Here is a 14957-nt window from a genome sequence, read left to right on the forward strand (position 1 = left end):
TAGAAGCGTTGATGCAACAAGGTTGAGCTTCTAGGGTCCGTTCAGCGGAAGCCGACGGAATGGTGACGACCTCAGCCTCCGCAGTCTTGCCGCGTCTGCAGGAAATCCGCCGGGCGACCGAGCAACTGATCGCAGGCTTGCAACCGGAGGACCTCTGCCTGCAGGGGATGCCCGACGCGAGCCCAGCGAAGTGGCACCTCGCCCACACCACCTGGTTCTTTGAAGAGTTCCTGCTGAGCCAGCTTGAGGGCTACGACTGCGCCGATAGCCGCTGGAGCTACCTGTTCAACAGCTACTACGAATCGGTGGGCGAACGGCACGCCAGACCGGAGCGTGGCCTCCTGACCAGGCCCTCCATCGCTGAGGTGCTGGCCTGGAGACAGCGGGTTACGACCGCCCTGATAGCCGAGCTGGATCACCTGCCAGCCGCCCTGGTGGAACTGGGGCTGCAACACGAGCAGCAGCACCAGGAGCTGCTGTTGATGGATCTGCTGGATGGCTTCAGCCGCAATCCCCTGGAACCTGAAGCAATCGCCGAACCCGAAGCGGACTACGAGGCCAGCTGGGCCAACCCGAAGCCAGGGGGCTGGCGGAACGTAGAGGGAGGCCTCGTGGAGATCGGCCTCGATCCGGCCTCGGGGCACTTTCACTTCGACAACGAAGCCCCCCGGCACCGGGTCTGGCTGGAGCCCTTTGCCATCAGCCAACGGCTGGTGAGCAATGCCGAGTACGCCGCCTTCATCGCCGACGGGGGCTACAAGCGCGCCGACCTCTGGATGAGCGAAGGCTGGGCCCTGGTGCAGGACCGGGGCTGGCAGGCTCCGCGCTACTGGCGGGGCGAATGGGAATTCAGCCTCGCGGGCCGCAGGCCGCGTCATCCCGATGCCCCAGTGCGGCACATCAGTTGGTTCGAGGCCGATGCCTACGCCCGCTGGGCCGGGGCCCGCTTGCCCGAAGAGGCCGAATGGGAGCTCGCGGCCACCAACGACCAGCTGGCACAGGTCTTCGGCTGCCTCTGGCAGTGGACAGGCAGCCCCTACCGGCCCTATCCCGGCTTTGCGCCTGCCGCTGGGGCCATTGGTGAGTACAACGGCAAATTCATGAGCTCACAGTTCGTGCTGCGGGGCAGCTGCTTTTTGACGCCGGCCGGACACGAGCGCCTGAGCTACCGCAACTTCTATCCACCCCACAGCCGCTGGATGGCCAGCGGAATCCGACTGGCGAAGGGAGTGCAGCCATGACCAGCACCCTGCAACGCAGCGGCGTCCCGGAACTGCTGGATCTCCATCCCGCCGCGGCGGACATGCGCCAGCTGGTGATCGAGGGCCTGAGCCAAACCCCCAAGCAACTTCCCGCCTGGTTTCTCTACGACGCAGAGGGATCGCGGCTGTTCGACCTGATTTGTCAACAGCCCGAGTACAGCCTGACCAAGACCGAGACAGCCCTGCTCGAGAACCAGGCTCAGGCGATGGCCGCGGCCCTTGGCGAGGGCACCCTGGTGGAGTTCGGAGCCGGCAGCGCCCGCAAGGTGGGGCCACTGCTAGAGGCGTTGGAGCAGCCGGCCTACGTCGCCCTGGACATCAGTGCCGACCATCTGGCTACGGCCTGCAGGCGCCTGCAAGGGGACCATCCCGGTGTGCCGATGTTGGGCATCTGCTGCGACTACAGCCAACTGGGGCAGCTGCCGAGCCATCCTCTGCTGAAGACGCAACGGCGCCTGGGCTTTTTCCCAGGCAGCTCCCTCGGCAACTTCACCACCGCTGCCGCCGAAGCGCTCTTGCGGCAGTTTCGGCGGCTACTCGGCCCCAGTGGAACCCTGCTGATCGGCATCGATCAACCGAAAGCCACCGAACGGCTGGAGGCGGCCTACGACGACGCGGCAGGGATCTCGGCCCGCTTCGCGCTGAACCTGCTCCAACGGCTGAATCGCGATCTGGACTGCGATTTCGATCTTGAACAGTTCCGCTACCAGGCCCGCTGGGTGCCTGAAGCCAGCCACATCGAGATGGCCCTCATCAGCCAGCGGGAGCAGACGGTGCAGGCCTGCGGCCGCAGCTGGCACTTTGCGGCGGGCGAAGCCCTCGTCACCGAAACCAGCCACAAGTACAGCCCAGAGGCCTTCTTGGACCTCGCCGCCCGGGCCGGCTGGAGCAGCGACGCCCGCTGGAGCGATCCCCGCGGCGACCTGTCGCTGCACCTGCTGAAGCAGGCAGACTGAATGCCCTCACGGAACTGCGATGGCGAGGGAAGATCAGCGGCGAGCGTCCCGGGAACTGCGGGAAAACCTGATTGCCCAGCTCGAGGAGCTCTACGGCGAGGCCTTTGAGCAACTGACCACGCAGAACCTCGGAGAGGGCGCCATTGCCCGCCTCACCCAACTGCTGCTGCGCTCGCGGGAAGCGGCTATCACCCCTCTGCAGGAGGAGATCGAAGCCCCGCTGATCACCCGTCCTCCCTCGACGTGAGTTCCTGGTCCTGGTGGGATGAGCTCGAAGACAAGCTCGAGCAGCAGCTCGAGGCCTTCCTGAGGTCCCACCCCGAACAAAGCGCACGGCTACGGGAGGAGCTGCTCAGCGAAGCCGCCCAACTGCGGCGGACCCTGCTGGAACTCGCAGCGGAGATCAAGCAGTGGCAAGAGCGGACGCAATGGGCACAAGCCGCTGGTGCCCATGACCTGGCCAAGCGGGCGCAGGATCACCTCGATGGGCTGATGCAGCAGGGACGGGGCCACTGGCAGCGCCTGGAAGCCATTGGTCAGGAACTGCAGCAGCGCCCGGCCCAATCCCAACCGAGACCCGCCCCCAGTCCCAGCGACAACCTGGATGCGGCCTGGGCCCGCTTTGAAACCGAGCAGGCCCTCGAAGAGCTGCGCCGGCGGCAGGGAATCTGATGGGCTTTCTGCTCTCCAAGCTGCTGCCGCTGCTGGTCTATCCCTTGGGCCTGGGCCTGCTGCTCCAGCTCGCCGGCCTGGGAAGCGGGCGCCGGCCAAGACTCAGCCGTGCGCTTGGGGCCAGCGGCATCGCGATGGTCTGGCTGTTTGCCATGCCGATCACCAGTCGGCAATTGATCTGGGGATTGGAGGAACGGGCCGCGGCACTGACACCCAAGACGATCCCCAACGCCGATGCCGTTGTCGTGTTGGGGGGTGGCCTCAAGCCGGCCCTGCCGCCCAGGCGCGGCGTGGAAGTCAGTGAAGGAGGCGATCGTCTGCTGACGGGAGTGCGGCTGATGAGCCAAAAGAAGGCAGGCACCCTGGTCACCAGCGGCGCCCAGATCAGTTTCACCGCAGCAGATCCCGCACCCGCTGAAGCCTTCTCCGCCAAGGCCCTCGCTGAAGAACTGGGGGTCCCAAGCCAGCGCATCGTGCCCAATCCCCTTTCCAAAACCACCGCCGAGGAAGCCCGCGACATCGGCCAGTTGGCCAAGCAACGGGGCTGGAGCCAGGTCCTCCTGGTGACCAGCGCCTTTCACATGCCCCGTTCTCTAGCGACATTTCAGCGGCGCAGCGGCCTACAGGTGATTCCAGTGGCCTGTGATTTCTTGCTGCCGGAACGGCAACGCTTGGGAAGCCCGACCCCAGGATCACTGGTTCAGGACCTGCTACCCAGTGCTGAGGCGCTCTATCTGAGCAGCGTGGCCCTCAAGGAGCACCTTGGCCTGGCGCTCTATCGCCTCAAGGGCTGGGCATAAAAAGGCCCCTAAATCGGGGCCTTTCAAGATCACTTCTTCGGTTCGGGGGGAACCAGGCTCACGCCCTCGGGCGGCGGAGTGGGGTCAGGATCGGCAATCAGCATGTGCTGCAGCACGATCTCAGGGCGCTCGCTATCGCGCCAACGGATCCGATAGGCGGGCATCTTGGTGCCGCGGCTGGTGGTTTGCTCGACCGGCTCCATCACCCAGCCCCGGCGGGAGCGGCCCTGGGGATTGCGCTTCACCACAGCATCTGCATGCTTAAAGCGGAAGCCGACGCGTTCGCCACTCATCGAATCTCGGGCCCCCGACTGGGGGAGATTGCCTACTAGGTTCGATTATCCCATTGCAGGCGACGCAGCGCCGGATCGCGCCTCAGGACGCAGCAGTGGGAAGGCGATCACATCCCGGATCGATGGGCTGTCGGTGAGCAGCATCACCAGCCGGTCAATGCCAATGCCCAGACCGCCCGTGGGGGGCATGCCCACCTCCAAGGCATTAATGAAGTCCTCATCCACCTCCTGGGCTTCGTCGTCGCCGGCGGCCTTGCGGGCCATCTGCGCTTCCAGCCGTTGGCGCTGATCGACCGGATCGATCAACTCGCTGAAGGCATTGGCGGTTTCACGGCCAACGATGAACAGCTCAAAGCGCTCCACCAGACCCGGCTTGCTGCGGTGGGCCCGCGCCAACGGGGAGTTCTCCACCGGGTAATCGATCACAAAGGTGGGCTGGATCAGGGTGCTCTCGACCTTCTGATCGAAGGCTTCCACTAGCAAACGTCCCACCGAGTCCGCCAGTTCGGGCACCGCCAAACCCTGGGCCTGCATCGCTGCAGCCGCCTCAGCCCGGCTGACAAAGCTGCTGAAGTCGAGGCCCGTCGCATCGAGCACCAGCTCGTGCATCGTCGCCCGGCGCCAGGGGGGCGTGAGGTCAATCTCCGTGCCTTGATAGCTAATGCGGGTCGTGCCGCAGACCTGCTGGCACACGTGAGCAATCAACTGCTCCGTGAGATCCATCATGTCGTTGTAATCGGCGTAGGCCTGATACACCTCAATCGAGGTGAACTCAGGGTTGTGCCGGGTGCTGATGCCCTCGTTGCGGAAAATCCGGCCCAGCTCATAAACCCTCTCAAAGCCGCCCACCACCAGGCGCTTGAGGTGCAGCTCGGTGGCGATCCGCAGGGTCAGCGGCAGATCCAGAGCGTTGTGATGGGTTTCGAAGGGACGGGCATCGGCACCACCCGGCACGCTTTGGAGCACGGGGGTTTCAATCTCAAGGAAGCCCCGCTCATCGAGCCAACGGCGGATCGAGCTGACCGCAATCGCACGGCGACGAAAGGTTTCCCGGGTATCAGGGGAAACGATCAGATCGAGATAGCGCTGGCGATAGCGCTTCTCCACATCGGCGAGACCATGCCACTTGTCCGGCAGGGGCTGCAGGCTCTTGCTGAGCATCTGCCAGCTCTTGACCTTGACCGACAGCTCACCGCGATCCGTGCGGCGCAAGCTGCCCTTGACACCAATCAGGTCACCGGCATCGACCAAGGAAGTGAGGTGGCCAAAGGCCTCTTCCAGGGTGGCCTTCTCAATGAACAGCTGAATCGGGCCCGTTTCATCCGCCAGGGTGAAGAAGGCGAGCTTGCCCATCACCCGGCGCGTCATCACCCGACCGGCGACGGAGACGGACACATCCCGCTCCTCGCCATTCGGCAAGTCCGCATGGGCCTGCTGGAGCTCTGCGGTGCGGTGACTGGGCTCAAAGCGCAGGGCATAGGGACCCTGACCCAACTCCGCTAGGGCCTTGCCTTTCTCGAGGCGGGTCTCGCGCAGCTCAGACAAAGGACCGAATCAATCAGCGTTTGGCCATCCTGCAGGAGCATTGGGCAACGAGGGCAGGGCGACCTCCTCGCGCACCTTCAGCACCACCATCGAGGCATCGTCATCGAGGGGGCGATCCGCTCCAACAAAGCGATCTAAGCGCGCGAACAGCTGATCCAGGATTCCTTGGGCCCCACCGCCGGAGCGGCAGGCCGTTTGCAAGGCCTGGACCAGACGCTCCTCGTCAAAGCGCTCGCCGTTGAGGCCAGAGGCTTCCGTGACGCCGTCGGTGTAGCAGAGCAGGACATCGCCTGGCTCCAGCACGATCTGCTCGCAGCCGTACTCCGCCTCGCTCTGCAGACCGATCAACAGACCCGGTGCATCCAGACGTTCGACCGCATGGCGAATCCGCCGCCAGATCAAGGGCGGGTTGTGGGCCGCGTTGGCGTAGCGCAGCAGCCGCGTGCGGGGGTCGAAGTCGGAATAGAAGAGCGTGACAAAGCGATGGGACTGGGCCAAGTCCTCCTGAGCCAACTGGTTCAGGTCATGGAGGATCTGATCAGGGGGCAGGCCGCTGGAGACCTCAGCCCGGAGCATGCCCCGCAGCAGCGTCATCAACAGGCCCGCGGGGACCCCCTTGCCCATCACATCGCCAATCACCAGGGCCCAACGCCCCTGCTCCCGCTGACGGCCAATCAGCTGGGGCCGGGTGGGGATGAAATCGAAGTAATCGCCGCCCACTTCAAAGGCAGGCCGACAGCGCGCGGCCAATTCCACCCCCTCGATCACGGGGCAGTGGTCTGGGAGCAACTGGGCCTGGATTTCACCGCCGGTGGAGAGCTGACGATCGAGGCGCTCATGACGCCGTGCCTCCTGCAGCAACTGATCCCCCTCCACCGCAACTCCGGCGAGATCCGCCGCCAGCTGGACGTGGCGGCGGTGACTCTCGCTCCAGCTCAGGCCGGCCTTGGAACCGAAGACATAGAGGCGGCCGCGCACACGACTGCGGGCGGCCAGGGAGGTGGCGACCAAGGGGCGATCCGCCAACTGCCGGCGCACCAGACCATCCAACAGTTGAGCCAACGCCTCATCGCCGGAGGCCTGCTGCAGCTGCTCATCCGAAAGCGTTGCCAACTGCCGCAGCAACTCGGGGTGACTGCCGTGGAGCTGCTCGCGCCAAAGCCGGCCATCGGGGTGAAAGACCACCAGCACGGCCCCTTCCGCCTCCACCAACCGCGTCGCCACGAGGGGGACCAACTCCAGGAAGCGCTCCAGGTTGGTGAAGCTGCGCAGGGCAAAGGCCAACGACGCCAGCAGCTCCTGGTTGCGGCGCTGCTCCTTGCCCAGGCTGTCCAGCAGTTGGCGCAGTGAAGCGACGGCGGATGCCGGCTTCAGGGAGCCCACTCCGCCGGGATGAGAGTGATAGGCAGGCGGCAAGTTGCTCACTTGCGCTCAAGATAGCCGCGTTTATTTGGCCAGCAGGGCTTCGACGAACTCGAAGCTGTTGAAGGGACGCAAGTCGCGAATCCCTTCGCCCGCGCCGATGAAGCGAATGGGAAGCCCGGCTTCCGAGGACACCGCCAAGGCGACGCCGCCGCGCGAACTGCCATCGAGCTTGGTCAAGACCACGCCGGTGAGACCGGCGGCCTGGGCGAAGGCCATGGCCTGTTTCAAACCGTTCTGGCCCTGGCTGGCGTCGAGCACCAGCAGGGACTGCACCTCGGCATCCGGGGCCAACTTGTCGACGATCCGGCGCACCTTGGTGAGCTCTTCCATCAGGTTGTGCTTGGTCTGCAGGCGACCGGCGGTGTCCACCAAAACCAGATCCGTGCCCTTGGCCTGAGCCGCACCGATCGCGTCGTACACCACCGCCGCAGGATCAGCATTCGCGGAGGGGTTGGAGACCACGGTGACGCCACTGCGCTCACCCCAGACCTGAACCTGTTGCACCGCCGCGGCCCGGAAGGTGTCAGCCGCGGCAATCAGGCAGCTGTAGCCACTGCGGATCGCCAGGTTGGCGAGCTTGCCCAGGGTGGTGGTTTTACCGACTCCATTCACCCCGACCATCAGCCAAACGTTCAGGCGACCGCGCTCGGGAGCAAGCAACGCAGTGCCGCTGGCCTTGATGGGCTGATCGAGCAGACCCTTCAGCTGGTCTTTGAGGAAGCGGATGCCCTCCTCGGGCTCGACAACTTCCTCGTTGAGGCGCTTGCGCAGGGCCTCCAGGACCTGGTCAGTGGCTTGCACCCCGACATCCGCGCGGAGCAACAACGATTCGAGGTCGTCAAGGACCTCTGGGGTCAGCGGGTCGTCGCCGAGGGTGTCGAGCAACTGGGTGACGAAGCCCTGGCGGGTCTTCTCCATGCCCCGGCGAAGGCGCCCCAGCCAGTCGATTTCCTCGAGGGAAATGTCAGAGAGCTGGCGGCCCTGGGCGGCCAACACCTCGGCCGACCAAGTGAAGTCCTCATCGAAGTCCCCCAGGCTCGGGGCTGCTTCATCGGTCGCCGCTGGAGTCGGTTCGACGGGAGCGGCCGGGGTCTCAATTGCCCGCTCCAGCTGCTCCTGCTGGCGCTGGGCCCGCTGGGCCGCAGCCTGCTCCAGCAAGGACAAGCCGGCAGCAGGCTCGGGGATCTTGGCGGCCTGAACGGGATCAGGCGTCGAGACCGGTGTGGGCTCCGCCGGGGGCGTTGGTTTGGGTTGTGGCTCAGCAGCAGCGGCGGCTTCTTGCTTCTGCGCTTCTTGCTGGGCCTTCAGGCGGGCATAGGCCTGTCGCGCCCAATCAAGAGCGTCCTGATCGATGTCTGAGGGCTCCGCAGCTGCAGGAGTGGGAGCAGCAGGGGCCTGGTCCTGGGCAGGGGGCTCAGCGGCCTGTTCCGGCTGGGGATCCTGGGGGTTCTGAGGGTCCGCGCTGCGATTGAACCAGTCGTAAACCATGCCGTCTCTCAGCTCTTGGCGGGGGCGTTGGTGAAACGACGCAGCACGCCGTTGATCATGCGGCGCCCCTGCTCATCGCTGTAGCGGTTGGCCAGCTCGACGGCCTCATTGCAAGCCACCGGCGCAGGGGTGTTGAACTGCTCGATATCAACCGCTGCGAGCCGCAGGATGTCCCGATCGATACGAGGCAGCCGCGTCAGGCGCCAGCCCTCCATCACCGCATCCAAGCGTTGATCCAGATCAGCACGACCAGACAGCACCGCCCGGGCACGCTCGATGGCACCGCGGCGGATCTCCTCTTGATCCGAGAGCATCAGCAGCCGCGGAAGCTCCAGGCTGGCGGACAGGCGGTTTAGGCCGTTCTCGGCATGCTCCAGACCGTCCTGCAGGTGCTGACGAATGCGGGGCAACTGACCAACGGCGCCCTGGTCCTGCAACTCGCTGTCGAGAAGCTGCTGTTGGGCGGCCTGCAATTCGGTGGCAGCCTGATCCAGGGCCTCCCGCACGTGTTGGCTCAGGGAAGCCAGAGCCTGTTGCAGCAAGGTGTCCAGGGAGGTTTCGGCGCTGGGCTGACGGTCACTGACCTGACCGAGCATCAGCAGGGCCAGTTCGCGGGCTACGGAGCGGCTCTGCATCAGGCCTTATTGGAAGGAAGGGGGGAGTAAGCGGGCGCCCGCAGCTGGGCGAGAAGGCTGGAGAAACTCCGGCTGGCCGGCGTCTCACGCTCATCGGGATTGACGATGCCCGCCGAGATGATTGTGCGGAAGGCGTCTTCCACCGACAGATCGAGATCCTGAACGGAGGACTCCGGCACCACGGCATACCAGCCGGTCGTGGGGTTCGGAGCCGTGGGGATAAAGACGCTCAGCATCGGCTTCTCAAAGCCAGCCGACAGGGTCGCCCCAAGAACGCCAGTCACGAAGCCCAGGGCGTAGAGCCCCTCGCGGGGGTACTCCACCAGCACGACGCGGCGGAAACGGCTGGAGTTATCCCGCAGGAAGGTCTCCAGCAATTGCTTGAGGGTCTTGTAGACGGAACCCGCCACGGGAATCCGTTGCAGGGTGCCCTCGCCGAACTCCAGCAACCAGCGACCCACGATGTTGCGGGCCATCAGACCGATCAACAGGATCCCGAGCAGGGGAACCAGGAGACCCAGGCCCAGGTTGATCAACTCCTGCAGCACAGGGTTGAGGGTGTTGAACGGATTGAGCTGCTTCGGAATCGACGTCAAAAACGCCAACACGAAGCGACTCACCGTCGTCGCCAACCAGATCGTGGTGGCGAGCGGTATCACCACCAACAGACCGGCGATCAGGTCGTTCTTGAGGTCCTGCTGGAGACGATCGCCCAGCGGTTGCTCAGGTCTGGGACTCGATTGCACCACTACGTTGCGTCGCTCAACTGGCCGGAATTCCGGTCACAAAGGGCCAACCTGCAACTTAGCCAGTCGCCCTACTGAACAGCCGCCAGGGCGAGCAGGGCAAAGGCGATCACCAGAACAACAGCGGTGCCTGTGCCACCAATCCGGCGTTGGTTCAAAGCCAAATCACGTCGGGTTTCGGCCTGTTTGATTTGGTTCTCGGCCTGCTGCAGCTGGCTTTGCATGAAGGCGCGAGCGGCCTTCTTCTTCTCGTCTTCGCTGGCCGTCTCCGGGATCTGCCCGGTTTGAACCCCCTGCTCGATCACCTGCTCGAGCACCTTGGGGTTGTCGAGTTGGGCCTTCGCCATCTCCAATTGACCGCGTTGGGCCTGAAGAGACTGGTTCGTCTGATCGCTCAGGCTCTGATCACCGCCGATGGTGGCGGGAACCGTGAACAGCAGCGCCAGCGCCAGAACACCACTGATCACGCACACCGTCCAACGCAGGGGCGTCGGACCGGACTGGGGATCCTCGAGCCGCACAGCGATGAGCATCAACAGCATCCCCACCAGAGCCATCGGCGACTGGGTGATCAGGGTGGAGCTCAGCAGCTGACGGAAGCTCTCATCGCCCCAACCGTTGACCGAGAGCACCGCCAGCAGTTGCAGCGCCAGCAGCAGCACCAGGGTGATCCCTAGCCAGCGCAACAAACTGGAGAAGCGTCCTGCAACTGCTGAACTCACCGGGAGGGCCTTGGAAGTTGGGCAAGCGTAGGGGCGATCAACCGAAGCCACAGCCCCTTCCGGCTGGAGAGCTGGCCAGCGCGCTGAAGGCCCAGGCCTTGGAGTTGGGCTTCAACCTGGTGGGGATTGCCTCAGCGAGCGGTAGCGAGCGGATCCGCCTGCGCAACGCCGCCCTGCAGCGCTGGCTGAGCGCGGGGCATCAGGGCGAGATGACCTGGATGAAGGACCCCAGACGGCAAGCCATTGAGACCTTGCTGCCGGGGGTCCGCAGTGTTGTGGCGGTGGGGCTGAACTACTACGTCGATCGCCAGCCTGCGCCCGGCAGCCTGAAGGTGGCCCGTTACGGCTGGGGCCGGGACTACCACCGGGTGATCGATGGGCGCCTACGGGCCCTGGGGCGTTGGCTCGAGAGCAACCAACCGCAGACCCAATGGCGCGCCTGCGTCGACAGCACACCCCTACTGGACAAGGCCTGGGCCGAGGAAGCGGGCCTGGGCTGGATCGGGAAACACAGCAGCCTGATCAACCGCGACTGGGGCTCCTGGCTGCTGATCGGGCATCTGCTGACCGACCTGGAGCTCCCCGCCGATGAACCCGCAACGCCCCACTGCGGGGCCTGCCGCGCCTGCCTGGACGCCTGCCCGACTCAGGCCATCACGGAGCCGTTTGTTGTCGATGCCCGCCGCTGCATCGCCTTCCACACAATCGAGAACCGGGCGGAGCAGTTGCCGGCAGACATCGCCTCGGACTTGAACGGCTGGGTGGCCGGCTGCGACATCTGCCAGGACGTCTGCCCCTGGAACCAGCAAGCACTGGTCTCCAGCAGCGATCCCGATCTGCAGCCCAGGCCGTGGTGGCTGGATCTCCAGGGGGCTGATGCCCTGGGCTGGAGCGACGGCGAGTGGGACGAGAAGCTGCGGGCCTCCGCCCTGCGGCGGATCAAGCCCTCAATGTGGAGGCGAAACATTGCAGCAGCCCTAGGCTGAGCGCTCGATCGCCCTGCATCGATGGCCGCGCGCTGGTTGAAGGTTCTGGCCACAGCGCCCCTGATGCTGGCAAGCCTCGCTGGGACCCCCGCCAAGGCGCTGGTGCCCTACGTCGTGCTGCCCAGCGAGCGCAACCTGGAAGCGGCTGGTCTGGGCATTGCCCAGGCCGCCAGCCGGCTCTTGAAATTGGGACAGGCGGAAGAGGCCGCCAGCCTCGCGGCGCTGACCGTTCAGCTGATCCCAACGGATGCCCGGGGATGGCTGCTGCTGGCGGAAGCCCAGTTGCGTAGTGGCGAGGACGCCGAAGCCTCGGCATCGCTCGAGCAGGCGCGAAACCTGGACCCCCGTAATGCCGGGATCCTCTTTGCCCAGGGCTCCCTGGCCCTCAAAGCCAACCAACCGGCCCGCGCCGTTGAGCTGATTCGCGAAGGTCAGCGGATCGATGACAGGAACGCCGGTTCCTACTTCGATCTGGGCAACGGCTACATCCTGCTGGGGGAATCCAAAGCGGCGCTCTCGGCCTTTGAGCGCGCCTCGAAGCTGCGCAGCGATTTCTGGGAGGCCATCAACAACCAGTCGCTGGTGCTCTACGAACAGCGCAAGGACGCCGAAGCGATCCAACGCTGGCGCTCGGTCCTGACAATTAGGCCCACGGCGGCAGAACCGATGTTGGCCTTGGCTGCGGCACTGAATGCCCAAGACCCCAGCAACAGCGAGAGCTTGGACCTGGCCAAGCGCGCCCTCGCGGGTGATCCCAACTACGTGCTCAGCAGCTATCAGCAGGAGCAGCTCTGGGGCACACGCCTTCGTGAAGCCACCAGCGTTCTGCTGGCAAACACGAGCTTGAAGGGCGATGTGGAGCGAGCTCAGGCCAATGCCGATGCTGAGCCCGCGGAACAACCTCGGTAGGCTAAGCCGCACTTTCTGACCTCGGATGGCCAAGGCGCGTCCCGAAAAGCCGCTGCCCGACCCATCCGACGAGCGTCGTATCCAGCCGATTGAGCTGCATCAGGAGATGCAGCGCTCCTATCTGGAATACGCCATGAGCGTGATCGTGGGACGGGCCTTGCCCGATGCCCGCGATGGTCTGAAGCCCGTGCAGCGGCGCATCCTGTTTGCGATGCATGAGCTCGGGTTGACCCCCGATCGCCCTTACCGGAAATGCGCCCGTGTCGTCGGCGACGTACTGGGCAAGTACCACCCCCACGGCGACCAAGCGGTCTATGACGCCCTGGTCCGGCTGGTGCAGACCTTCGCCAGCCGGAATCCGCTGCTGGATGGCCACGGCAACTTTGGCTCGGTGGACGACGATCCACCGGCCGCCATGCGTTACACCGAGACGCGGCTGGCGCCCATCGCCAATGAGGCGATGCTCGATGAGATCGGCAGCGACACAGTCGATTTCGCCAACAACTTTGATGGCTCCCAGCAGGAGCCAACCGTGCTCCCGGCCCAGCTGCCCTTCCTACTGCTGAACGGCTGCACCGGCATCGCCGTGGGCATGGCGACCAACATCCCTCCCCACAACCTGGGAGAGGTGGTGGATGCCTTGATTGCTCTAGTGCGCAAGCCGGAGCTGAGCGACGAGAAGCTGCTGGAGCTGGTGCCGGGCCCCGACTTCCCGACCGGCGGCGAAGTCCTGACCGGCAGCGGCCTACGCGACACCTATCTCTACGGCCGCGGCAGCATCCCCATGCGGGGGGTCGCCCACATCGAGGAGATTCAGCCGGGCAAAGGACGCCACAAGCGCGGAGCCGTGGTGATCACCGAGTTGCCCTATCAACTCAGCAAAGCGGGCTGGATCGAGAAGCTGGCCGAGCAGGTCAACGACGGCAAGATCAATGGAATCGCCGACATTCGCGACGAGTCCGACCGGGACGGCATGCGGGTCGTGGTGGAGCTGCGCCGGGACGCCAACCCGGAGAAGGTGTTGGCCGATCTGCAGCGGCGCACGGCGCTGCAGAGCAACTACGGCGCGATCCTGCTGGCCCTCGTCCACGGCAAGCCGATCCAGTTGAGCCTGCGCCAGCTCCTGCAGGAGTTCCTGGACTACCGCGAGCTGACGATCATTCGGCGGACCAAGCACGCCCTCAAGCGTGCGGAAGATCGACTGGAAGTCGTCGAGGGTTTGATCACCGCCCTCAATGCCCTGCAACGGGTGATCGAGATGATCACCGCCGCACCCGATGCCTCCAGCGCCAAGGCCCGCCTGCAGGTCCACCTCGACATCAATGAGCGCCAGGCCGATGCGGTGTTGGCCATGCCCCTGCGCCGGCTGACCGGCCTCGAGCAGGAGAGCCTGCGCAAGGAGGCGGACGACCTGCGCCAGGAGCGGGCCCGCCTGCGGCACCTGCTGGATGAACGTCCGGCGCTGCTCGACACGATGGTGGCGGAGTTCAAGGCCCTGAAAAAGCGCTTTGCCACCCCCCGCCGGACGCGGCTGGTGGAAGGTGGTGATGAGCTGGTGGCCCAGCGCACCGCGGCCCAACGGCCCAACACGGAACTACTGCGCCAGCGTGCCTTTGAAGGGCTGCCCAGCGATGGCCGCCTGGTGATCCAGGCCGATGGGCAGGTCAAGGTGATTGGGCCGCAATTGCTGGGACGACTTCACCTCGATGAGCCAGCGCCCCTAGGGGACAACCCCTCACCCGCACGACTGATCCTGCCGATCAGCAGCAGGCCCGCGCTATTGGCCTTCACCGATGCAGGTCGTGTGGCCTTGCTGCGCTGGGAGTTTGCCGGGCAGAACCCAGGCACCCTCGAGAAATTCCTGCCCGAGGGGATGAGCGGGGAGCGGGTAGTGCAACTACTGCCGCTGCCGCAAGAAGCGGAAGGAAAAAGCGTGGGCCTGCTCAGCAGTGATGGCCGGTTCAAGCGTCTTCCCCTCGCTGAGTTCCAGGACCTTTCCGGTCGAGCCACGTCAATCCTCAAGCTCAAGGAAGGGGTCAGCCTCAAGCGCGTCGTGCTTTGCCAGGACGGGGACGATCTGATGGTGGGCAGCAGCACCGGTCGCTTGCTGCGCCTGGAGGTCAATGAGGAAAACCTACCCGTGATGGGCCGTAATGCCCAAGGTCCTGTGCTGTTGCGCTTGCTGCCTGGGGAAGAGGTGATCGGCGCTGCGGCAGTCAATACTGATGGGGCTGTTTGGGTTGCAACGAGGCAAGGCTCCATCAAGCAATTGGATGCCTCTGACATCCGCCAATGCCATCGAGGAGACATCGGTCAGATCTGCATTCGGTTTGGTCAACGGGATGATCAAGTCGTGGACCTGCAAAGCAGCAACGCTGCTGTCCTCGGGGCTCTGCTCAGCGACGGCCGCAGCGTGAGGATCGACTCGGCGGAACTCACTGGAAGCCCTGATGGAACGCAACAACTGGGGCTCGGCAGCAAGGAAGCGCTGGCGGAGTTGGTCCCCCTGCTGAGCTGA

General features: G+C 65.0%; 15 protein-coding genes. 8 read left to right on the forward strand and 7 right to left on the reverse strand.

What is annotated here, in order from left to right; translation table 11 throughout:
* The first annotated feature begins 59 nt into the window (after positions 1 to 59).
* The 5 genes from egtB to CB0205_RS0102905 are packed head-to-tail and all read left to right on the forward strand — an operon-like array spanning position 60 to position 3690.
* Positions 60 to 1241: an ergothioneine biosynthesis protein EgtB gene (egtB, locus tag CB0205_RS0102885; RefSeq protein WP_010314116.1), complete on the forward strand. Its 1182-nt coding sequence runs from the start codon at positions 60 to 62 to the stop codon at positions 1239 to 1241.
* Positions 1238 to 2218 (forward strand): L-histidine N(alpha)-methyltransferase, encoded by a 981-nt coding sequence (gene egtD, locus CB0205_RS0102890; protein ID WP_010314118.1) that lies wholly within the window; start codon positions 1238 to 1240, stop codon positions 2216 to 2218. Before egtB ends, egtD begins: the two co-directional genes overlap by 4 nt.
* Positions 2219 to 2237: 19 nt before the next feature.
* Entirely contained in the window at positions 2238 to 2465 is a 228-nt protein-coding gene (locus CB0205_RS0102895) for a hercynine metabolism small protein (RefSeq protein WP_010314120.1), read from the forward strand.
* The gene (locus CB0205_RS0102900; RefSeq protein ID WP_010314121.1) at positions 2462 to 2890 is read left to right on the forward strand and encodes a hercynine metabolism protein; all 429 of its coding nucleotides are present in this window, start codon (positions 2462 to 2464) and stop codon (positions 2888 to 2890) included. The genes CB0205_RS0102895 and CB0205_RS0102900 overlap by 4 nt, the downstream gene beginning before the upstream one ends.
* Positions 2890 to 3690, forward strand: coding sequence for a YdcF family protein (locus tag CB0205_RS0102905; protein ID WP_010314123.1), 801 nt, complete (start codon positions 2890 to 2892; stop codon positions 3688 to 3690). The genes CB0205_RS0102900 and CB0205_RS0102905 overlap by 1 nt, the downstream gene beginning before the upstream one ends.
* A gap of 29 nt (positions 3691 to 3719) precedes the next feature.
* Here CB0205_RS0102905 and CB0205_RS0102910 read toward each other — a convergent pair whose 3' ends face one another.
* The 7 genes from CB0205_RS0102910 to CB0205_RS0102940 all read right to left on the reverse strand — a co-directional run bounded on the left by CB0205_RS0102910 (position 3720) and on the right by CB0205_RS0102940 (position 10544).
* Positions 3720 to 3983: a hypothetical protein gene (locus CB0205_RS0102910; RefSeq protein ID WP_010314125.1), complete on the reverse strand. Its 264-nt coding sequence runs from the start codon at positions 3981 to 3983 to the stop codon at positions 3720 to 3722.
* Between the two features lie 45 nt (positions 3984 to 4028).
* Positions 4029 to 5528, reverse strand: a complete 1500-nt coding sequence (gene lysS, locus CB0205_RS0102915; RefSeq protein WP_010314127.1) for a lysine--tRNA ligase — start codon at positions 5526 to 5528, stop codon at positions 4029 to 4031.
* Positions 5529 to 5537: 9 nt separating this feature from the next.
* Positions 5538 to 6953 (reverse strand): SpoIIE family protein phosphatase, encoded by a 1416-nt coding sequence (locus tag CB0205_RS0102920; protein ID WP_010314130.1) that lies wholly within the window; start codon positions 6951 to 6953, stop codon positions 5538 to 5540.
* Positions 6954 to 6974: 21 nt separating this feature from the next.
* The gene (gene ftsY / locus CB0205_RS0102925) at positions 6975 to 8441 is read right to left on the reverse strand and encodes a signal recognition particle-docking protein FtsY (RefSeq protein ID WP_010314133.1); all 1467 of its coding nucleotides are present in this window, start codon (positions 8439 to 8441) and stop codon (positions 6975 to 6977) included.
* Between the two features lie 8 nt (positions 8442 to 8449).
* A complete protein-coding gene (gene nusB / locus CB0205_RS0102930) occupies positions 8450 to 9076 on the reverse strand; it encodes a transcription antitermination factor NusB (RefSeq protein ID WP_010314134.1) in 627 nt (208 codons plus the stop codon).
* The gene (locus CB0205_RS0102935) at positions 9076 to 9825 is read right to left on the reverse strand and encodes a DUF502 domain-containing protein (protein WP_010314136.1); all 750 of its coding nucleotides are present in this window, start codon (positions 9823 to 9825) and stop codon (positions 9076 to 9078) included. Before CB0205_RS0102935 ends, nusB begins: the two co-directional genes overlap by 1 nt.
* A 68-nt stretch (positions 9826 to 9893) precedes the next feature.
* The gene (locus CB0205_RS0102940) at positions 9894 to 10544 is read right to left on the reverse strand and encodes an HpsJ family protein (RefSeq protein WP_043705296.1); all 651 of its coding nucleotides are present in this window, start codon (positions 10542 to 10544) and stop codon (positions 9894 to 9896) included.
* 17 nt (positions 10545 to 10561) lie between these two features.
* On the opposite strand from CB0205_RS0102940, the gene queG reads away from it, so the two are divergent.
* Genes queG through CB0205_RS0102955 form a run of 3 tightly spaced genes read left to right on the forward strand, consistent with a single transcriptional unit; the run spans position 10562 to position 14957 of the window.
* Positions 10562 to 11530: a tRNA epoxyqueuosine(34) reductase QueG gene (queG, locus tag CB0205_RS0102945; RefSeq protein WP_010314140.1), complete on the forward strand. Its 969-nt coding sequence runs from the start codon at positions 10562 to 10564 to the stop codon at positions 11528 to 11530.
* Positions 11531 to 11551: 21 nt separating this feature from the next.
* Entirely contained in the window at positions 11552 to 12439 is an 888-nt protein-coding gene (locus tag CB0205_RS0102950; protein WP_010314142.1) for a tetratricopeptide repeat protein, read from the forward strand.
* Positions 12440 to 12464: 25 nt separating this feature from the next.
* Complete coding sequence (locus CB0205_RS0102955; RefSeq protein ID WP_010314144.1) at positions 12465 to 14957, forward strand: DNA topoisomerase (ATP-hydrolyzing) subunit A; 2493 nt, start codon at positions 12465 to 12467, stop codon at positions 14955 to 14957.

It is taken from the genome of Synechococcus sp. CB0205 (genome assembly GCF_000179255.1).
Lineage (GTDB): Bacteria > Cyanobacteriota > Cyanobacteriia > PCC-6307 > Cyanobiaceae > Vulcanococcus.